The sequence below is a fragment of the Pseudostreptobacillus sp. genome, assembly GCF_977040545.1.
The window spans coordinates 1-6,955 of record NZ_CDRRBS010000064.1 but is presented as its reverse complement, the minus strand read 5'-3'; the positions used below and the strand labels follow the sequence as shown (position 1 = coordinate 6,955).

At 26.4% G+C, this 6,955-nt stretch carries 8 protein-coding genes; all 8 read left to right on the top strand.

The features are described from left to right. Window positions 1–350: HD domain-containing protein (locus tag ACWYO2_RS04290; protein ID WP_455515261.1), on the top strand; the 350-nt coding region annotated here is incomplete at its 5' end. Beyond that, window positions 340–1,236, top strand: coding sequence for an RluA family pseudouridine synthase (locus tag ACWYO2_RS04285; RefSeq protein ID WP_455515260.1), 897 nt, complete (start codon window positions 340–342; stop codon window positions 1,234–1,236). The genes ACWYO2_RS04290 and ACWYO2_RS04285, both read left to right, overlap by 11 nt. Then, entirely contained in the window at window positions 1,229–1,840 is a 612-nt protein-coding gene (locus ACWYO2_RS04280) for a ribonuclease HII (RefSeq protein WP_455515259.1), read from the top strand. The genes ACWYO2_RS04285 and ACWYO2_RS04280 overlap by 8 nt, the downstream gene beginning before the upstream one ends. Before the next feature lie 5 nt (window positions 1,841–1,845). After that, the gene (locus ACWYO2_RS04275; protein WP_455515258.1) at window positions 1,846–2,076 is read left to right on the top strand and encodes a hypothetical protein; all 231 of its coding nucleotides are present in this window, start codon (window positions 1,846–1,848) and stop codon (window positions 2,074–2,076) included. A 43-nt stretch (window positions 2,077–2,119) separates the two neighbouring features. Continuing rightward, complete coding sequence (locus ACWYO2_RS04270; RefSeq protein WP_455515257.1) at window positions 2,120–3,628, top strand: carboxypeptidase M32; 1,509 nt, start codon at window positions 2,120–2,122, stop codon at window positions 3,626–3,628. 1 nt (window position 3,629) lies between these two features. Further along, window positions 3,630–4,970, top strand: a complete 1,341-nt coding sequence (locus ACWYO2_RS04265; protein ID WP_455515256.1) for a M18 family aminopeptidase — start codon at window positions 3,630–3,632, stop codon at window positions 4,968–4,970. Between the two features lie 19 nt (window positions 4,971–4,989). Continuing rightward, on the top strand, window positions 4,990–6,090 hold the full coding sequence (locus ACWYO2_RS04260) for an ABC transporter ATP-binding protein (protein WP_455515255.1): 1,101 nt from the start codon (window positions 4,990–4,992) through the stop codon (window positions 6,088–6,090). Next, window positions 6,090–6,953 (top strand): ABC transporter permease, encoded by an 864-nt coding sequence (locus ACWYO2_RS04255; protein WP_455515254.1) that lies wholly within the window; start codon window positions 6,090–6,092, stop codon window positions 6,951–6,953. The genes ACWYO2_RS04260 and ACWYO2_RS04255 overlap by 1 nt, the downstream gene beginning before the upstream one ends. Window positions 6,954–6,955 lie beyond the last annotated feature (2 nt).

Here is a 6,955-nt window from a genome sequence, read left to right as displayed (position 1 = left end):
AAGAGGTTAAAGCTATATTATCTAAAGAAGAATATGATATATTTGATAAAATGCAAGGTTATGATAAATATCATTCATTTAAAGTTTATGAAGATATTAAGGTTCAAAATATGCCTGATATATATTTGAAATTAGCTTTATTACATGATTGTGGTAAGGGGGATTCTGGATTTTTATTAAGAGTATTACATAAACTTGGTTTTAAAACAAGTTTAAGAAATCATTCTTTAAATGGATATATTAAATTAAAAGATATTAATCCCAAACTTGCTAATCTTATACTTAAACATCATAATAGTACGGAAGATGAGTATATGAAAAAATTTCAAGGAGTAGATGATGTTAATTGAAGAAAATATTAATAAAAGGATAGACGCATATTTATCTGAAATATTAAAAGAATCAAGAACAAAAATACAAGAATTAATTAAAAGTGAAAATATTAAAGTAAATAGTATGAAAACTAAGGCTTCATATAAACTTGAAAAAGGAGATGAAGTATATATAAATATACCTGATGCAAAACAGGTAGATATAATAGCTCAAGATATAGATATAGAGATAGTATATGAAGATAAATATTTATTGATAGTTAATAAAAAGGCAGGTATGGTGGTTCATCCATCTAAAGGACATGAACAAAATACTTTAGTAAATGCACTTTTATACAAGGTAGGAGATTTATCAGGTATAAATGGAGAAATAAGACCTGGTATAGTACATAGATTAGATAAAGATACTTCAGGATTGATTATTATAGCCAAAGATGATAAAACTCATAATTTATTAACAGAAATGTTTAAAAATAAGGAAATTAAGAAAATATATTATGCTATAGTTAAAGGTAGTATGAATAAACAAAGTGGAACTTTGATTTCTAATATTGGTAGAGATGAAAAAGATAGAAAAAAAATGTCTGTAAAAAAAGATGGTGGAAAAGAAGCTATAACTAATTTTGATATTGTTGACAAAAATGAAAAATATAGTTTAGTGAGATTAAATTTAAAAACTGGAAGAACTCATCAAATAAGAGTACATTTATCACATTTTTTCTTCCCGATAATAGGTGATAGTGTATATGGAAGAAAAGATGAATTTCCAAGACAAATGTTACATGCCTATGAATTAAGTTTTATACATCCTATAACTAAAAAAAGTGTAAATGTAATAGGCGAATTTCATAAGGATTTTAACGATGCATTAAATAAAACTAAATTGAGGTTTGAACATGAATAAATTATATGATTTTGATAAAGAATATAAAACATTGATTATAGGTGTAGATGAGGCAGGTAGAGGGCCTTTAGCAGGTCCTGTAGTTGCGGCAGCTGTAGTTATAAAAGGATATAGTTCATATTTAGATGAGGTTAATGATTCTAAAAAATTAACAGAATCTAAAAGAGAAAGAATTTTTGAGAATATATTAAATGATAATAATATATTATATGGTGTAGGAATAGTTAATGCAGATATAATTGATGAAATTAATATATTACAAGCAACATATATTGCTATGAAAGAAGCTATAGAGAATATACCTAATATTGATAAGGAAAGGTATTTAATTTTAGTAGATGGTAATAGAGAAATAAAAGACTGTAAATATATTCAAGAAACAATAGTTAAAGGAGATTCTAAATCTTTATCAATAGCAACAGCATCAATTATAGCTAAAGTTACAAGAGATAGAATTATGAAAGAACTTGATTTGAAAATACCAGGTTATAATTTTAGTAAACATAAAGGATATGGTACAAAAGAACATTATAAATTATTAAGAGAAAATGGTGTGTCAAATATTCATAGAAAATCATTTTTGAAAAATTTTTTGGAAGGGTGATGTATATGGAATTTAAATGTAGTATATGTGGACATAATAAGTTTGATATTAAAAATGTAAATCTACCTGTTAGAGATGTTAAGGTAGATAAAGTAAAAAATATTTTTTTAGAATTATTACCTGTAAATAGTCAAATGTTTTATTTGAGAATATGTTTAAATTGTGGTAAAACTGAACTTTATTCTTCAGCTATAGTAAATAAGGAACAAGAAAAAAAGAAAAGCGAAAATTATTGAAAAAAAACAATAAAAATTGTATAATTTACCGAAGGAGGTATATATGGAAAAAATTGTCAAAATAAAGGAAATTTTAGGTAAATATAGAGCATATAATCACGCTCAAACTATACTTAGTTGGGATTTGGAAACTGAGGCTCCAATTAAAGCTGTAAGTAATTTATCTAAGACTATAGGAATATTATCAGAGCTTGGATATAATACAGTAGTAAATGATGAATTTAAAGAATTAATATATACTGTTGATTTAGAAAAATTAAATGATATAGATAAAAAACTTGTTATGAAGACGAGAAAAGATATTTTTGATTTTATGAGTAAGATACCTGTAAATGAGTATTCTAGATATTCAGAATTAGTTACTTTATCATCTCAAAAATGGAGCGATGCTAAAAAAAATAATGATATTAAAGAATATGCTCCGATTTTAAAAGAGGTTATTGAACTTAAAAAGAAATTTATAAAATATAGAAATTATGAAGGACATCCATATTCATTACTTTTATCAGATTATGAACCAAATTTAACAGTAGAATATGTAGATGAGTTTTTTGAAAAAATAAAAAATGATTTAGTACCATTTATAAAAAAAGTTGTATTAAAGAGAAGAGAAGAATTACAAGACATAAAAAGTAGATTTTTGTCAAAAACATATTCTATAGATAAACAAAAAGAGTTATCAAAGGAGATAAGTAAAATACTTAAATTTAACTATGATGCAGGAGTTTTAAAAGAAAGTGAACATCCTTTCACTACTTCTACAAGTAATAAAGATGTTAGAATTACGACTCATTATCATGAAAATGATCCTATATCAGCTATATATTCAACTATACATGAAACAGGGCATGCTTTATATGAACAACATATAGAAGATATATATGATGAAAACTTTTTAGGTGGTGGAGTTTCTATGGGTATACATGAATCTCAATCAAGAATATATGAAAACATGTTTGGTAGAAATGATGCATTTGTACCTAAAATATATGAATTAATGGATAAATATTTTGGAATGGATATAAGTATTGATGAATTTAAATTACTTTTAAATGAATCTAATCTTTCATATATTAGAACAGAATCTGATGAACTTACTTATCCTTTACATATATTAGTTAGATATGAACTTGAAAAAGAAATATTTAGTGATATAGATAAAGAGGTAGATGTAGCTAAATTAGTAGAAAAATGGAATGATAAATATGTTGAATATTTAGGTATAAAACCCAAAACTTTAGATGAAGGAATACTTCAGGATATACATTGGGCACAAGGATTGTTTGGGTATTTTCCATCTTATGCTTTAGGATCAGCATATAGTGCTCAAATATATGATGCTATGAATAAAGATATTAATATAGAAGAAGAATTAAAAAATTCAAAATTTGAAAATATTAATAAGTGGCTTGAATTAAAAGTTCAAAAATTTGGTGCTTTTTTAGAACCAGATAAGGTTATTTTAAATGCAACAGGTAATAAATTTAATTCAGATTACTATATTGATTATTTAAAAAATAAATTTTCTAAAATTTATGGAGTAGAGGTATAAAATGGGAACAAAAGAAATACTAAAAAAAGAAGTTGCAGAATTTGAAGTTAAAGCATTTGCAAGAGAATTGATAGAATTTATAGATGATTGTCCAAGCAGTTATCATGTAGGAGATTTATGTTCTGAAATATTAGTTGGTAATGATTTTGAAAGATTAGATCCATATTCAAAATGGGATTTAAAACTTGGTGGTAAATATTTTGTAAAAAAAACCAATTCAACTATAGTCGCCTTTACTATAGGTGAAAAAATAGACTTAAAAAGAGGGTTTAAAATATTTGGGTCTCATACAGATTCTCCAGGTTTTAGAATCAAGCCTAATCCTGAAATGATTACAAATGGAGTATTAAGATTAAATACTGAAGTTTATGGAGGGCCTATATTAAATACTTGGTTTGATAGACCTCTATCTATAGCTGGAAGAGTAATAGTGAAAAACGGTGATACATTTAAACCTAAAACTATCAAAGTAAAAATTGAAGAACCAATATTGACTATACCAAATTTAGCAATACATCAAAATAGAGAAGTTAATAATGGTGTTAAAATTGATAAACAAAATGATACACTACCTATACTAAATTTAGTTAAAGAGGGATTTGAAAAAGAAAATTATTTATTAAATTTAATTTCTAAAAAAATTGGAGTTAATAAAACTGATATATTAGATTTTGACTTGTTTATATACTCTTTAGATAAAGGAAGTTTGGTTGGGGCTGAACAAAATATGATAAGTTCCCCTAAACTAGATAATTTAGTATCTGTTTATGCTGGATTAATAGGTTTGATGGAAAGTAATAATAAAAACAACCAAATAAATGTATTTGTTGGATTTGATAATGAAGAAATAGGATCAGCTACTAAGCAAGGAGCAGATTCAAATTATTTATACAATATTTTGGAAAGAATAAATTATTCTTTAGGATTTAATAGAGAAGACTTTTTAGTTATGTTATCATCTTCATTTATGTTATCTGCTGATGGTGCTCATGCTGCACATCCTGCATATATGGGGAAAAGTGATCCAACTAATTTAGGTAAAATGAATGAAGGTATATCTATTAAAATAAGTGCTAACCAAAGATATACATCAGATGCATATTCTATATCAGTAATAAAACAATTGGTAGATAAAACTAATATTAAAATACAAAGTTTCGTTAATCAATCTAATGAAATAGGAGGGTCAACAATAGGACCTATATCTTCAACACACCTTGATATAGATGCTATAGATTTAGGTGTTCCTATGCTTGCGATGCACTCTGTAAGAGAATTATGTGGAATAAATGATGTATTTTATTTAAAAGAATTAGCAATACAATTTTTTGATAAGTTTTGATTTGAAAGGAGAATGATAATTGGAAAGAGATTTGATTATAAAAAATGTATCTAAAAGTTTTGGTAAAGATACTATTTTAAAAGATGTTAGTTTGACTATAAAAAAAGGTGAATTTTTCTCTATATTAGGACCTTCTGGTTGTGGAAAAACTACACTTTTAAGAATGATTGCAGGATTTATATATCCAGATAGTGGAGAAATTTTAGTAGGTGATGATAGAATTGATAAGTTACCACCTGAAAAAAGAAATGTTAATACGGTATTTCAAAATTATGCATTATTTCCAACTATGAATGTATTTGATAATGTAGCTTTTCCTTTGAAATTAAAAGGTATAGCCAAAGAAGAAATAGAAAAAGAAGTAAATAAATATTTAGAATTAGTTGGTTTATTAGAACATAAATCAAAAATGCCAGAAAATTTATCTGGGGGTCAAAAACAAAGAGTTTCTATAGCACGTGCTTTAATAGGTAAGCCAGATGTTCTTTTATTAGATGAACCACTGTCAGCACTTGACGCTAAACTTAGACAAAAATTATTAATAGAATTAGATACTATACATGATGAAGTAGGAATTACTTTCGTATTTGTAACTCATGATCAAGAAGAAGCTTTATCTGTATCAGATAGAATAGCAGTTATGAATAAGGGAGATATACTTCAAATTGGTACTCCAAATGAAATATATGAAAAACCTCATGATGATTTTGTAGCTGATTTCATAGGAGAAACTAACTTCTTAACTGGAGTTATACAAGAAGTTTATGAAAATCATGCCATAGCTCATTCAGATGAAATAGGAGAATTTAAAGTAGAATTAGATAAACCTGTTAAAGTTGGAGATAAAGTTAAATTAACTCTTAGACCAGAGAAAATTAAGGTTGATATCAAACCACCTAAGGATAATCCTAAATATAAAATTTTAACTGGAATAGTAGATGAGGTAATTTATTCTGGGTTCCAATCTAAACTATTTATCAAAGTTGATGGTTCTAATAGAATAATTAGAGCATTTGATCAACATAGAGAATTTCTTGAAGAAGACGAACTATTTGTTTGGAAAGAAAAGGTGTTTTTTTACTGGAATTATGAAGATGCTTATCTAGTGGAGGTAAAATAATGGCTAAAAGTGATGTTTTACAAGAAAAATCAAAATTAAGATATCTTTATTTTTTACCTATTACTATATGGATGAGTGTATTTTTTGCAATTCCAACAGCTATTATTGTATATTTTAGTTTTTTAAAGAAAAGTGCTTATGGAGGTATAACAAATTACACAACATTTACTTTAAAAGCATATAGAGATTTATTCTCTTCATCAGATATATGGTCAATAGCCCTAAAAACTTTAAATATTTCGGTGCTTATTACAGTTATTACTATAATTCTAGCTTTGCCAACATCTTATTTTATTTCTCGTTCAAAGTATAAAAATCTTTGGTTGTTATTAATAGTAATACCATTTTGGACTAATTTTTTAGTTAGAGTATTTGCTATTATTGCATTAATTGGTAATAATGGTATAGTTAATAAATTTTTAGTAGATTTATTTAATTTGGCAGCACCATTAGATTTATTATACAATAGAACTGCAGTAATAATAATAAGTGTATATGTATTTCTGCCTTATGCGATACTGCCTCTGTATTCAGCAATTGAAAAATTTGATTTTTCACTGCTTGATGCGGCAAGTGATTTAGGAGCAAACAAGTTTCAGGCTTTAGTTAGAGTTTTCCTTCCCGGAATAAAATCAGGAATGGTTACTGCAACAATATTTACTCTTGTTCCGGCAATAGGTTCATATGCTGTTCCTGACCTTGTAGGAGGAACAGACGGAGTAATGCTTGGAAATATTATTGCGAACAGAATGTTTCAACTTAGGGACTGGCCTACTGCTTCAGCAATTTCAACTGTTTTCATAGTGATAACAACCTTTGGAGTATGGCTGTCAATGAAAATGGAAAAGGAGGAGGAAGAATAATG

What these genes read in the sequence shown, in the direction of transcription:
- ACWYO2_RS04285 (WP_455515260.1), top strand. Translation starts at nt 340, where the DNA reads ATGTTAATTGAAGAAAATATTAATAAAAGGATAGACGCATATTTATCT.
- ACWYO2_RS04280 (WP_455515259.1), top strand. Translation starts at nt 1,229, where the DNA reads ATGAATAAATTATATGATTTTGATAAAGAATATAAAACATTGATTATA.
- ACWYO2_RS04275 (WP_455515258.1), top strand. Translation starts at nt 1,846, where the DNA reads ATGGAATTTAAATGTAGTATATGTGGACATAATAAGTTTGATATTAAA.
- ACWYO2_RS04270 (WP_455515257.1), top strand. Translation starts at nt 2,120, where the DNA reads ATGGAAAAAATTGTCAAAATAAAGGAAATTTTAGGTAAATATAGAGCA.
- ACWYO2_RS04265 (WP_455515256.1), top strand. Translation starts at nt 3,630, where the DNA reads ATGGGAACAAAAGAAATACTAAAAAAAGAAGTTGCAGAATTTGAAGTT.
- ACWYO2_RS04255 (WP_455515254.1), top strand. Translation starts at nt 6,090, where the DNA reads ATGGCTAAAAGTGATGTTTTACAAGAAAAATCAAAATTAAGATATCTT.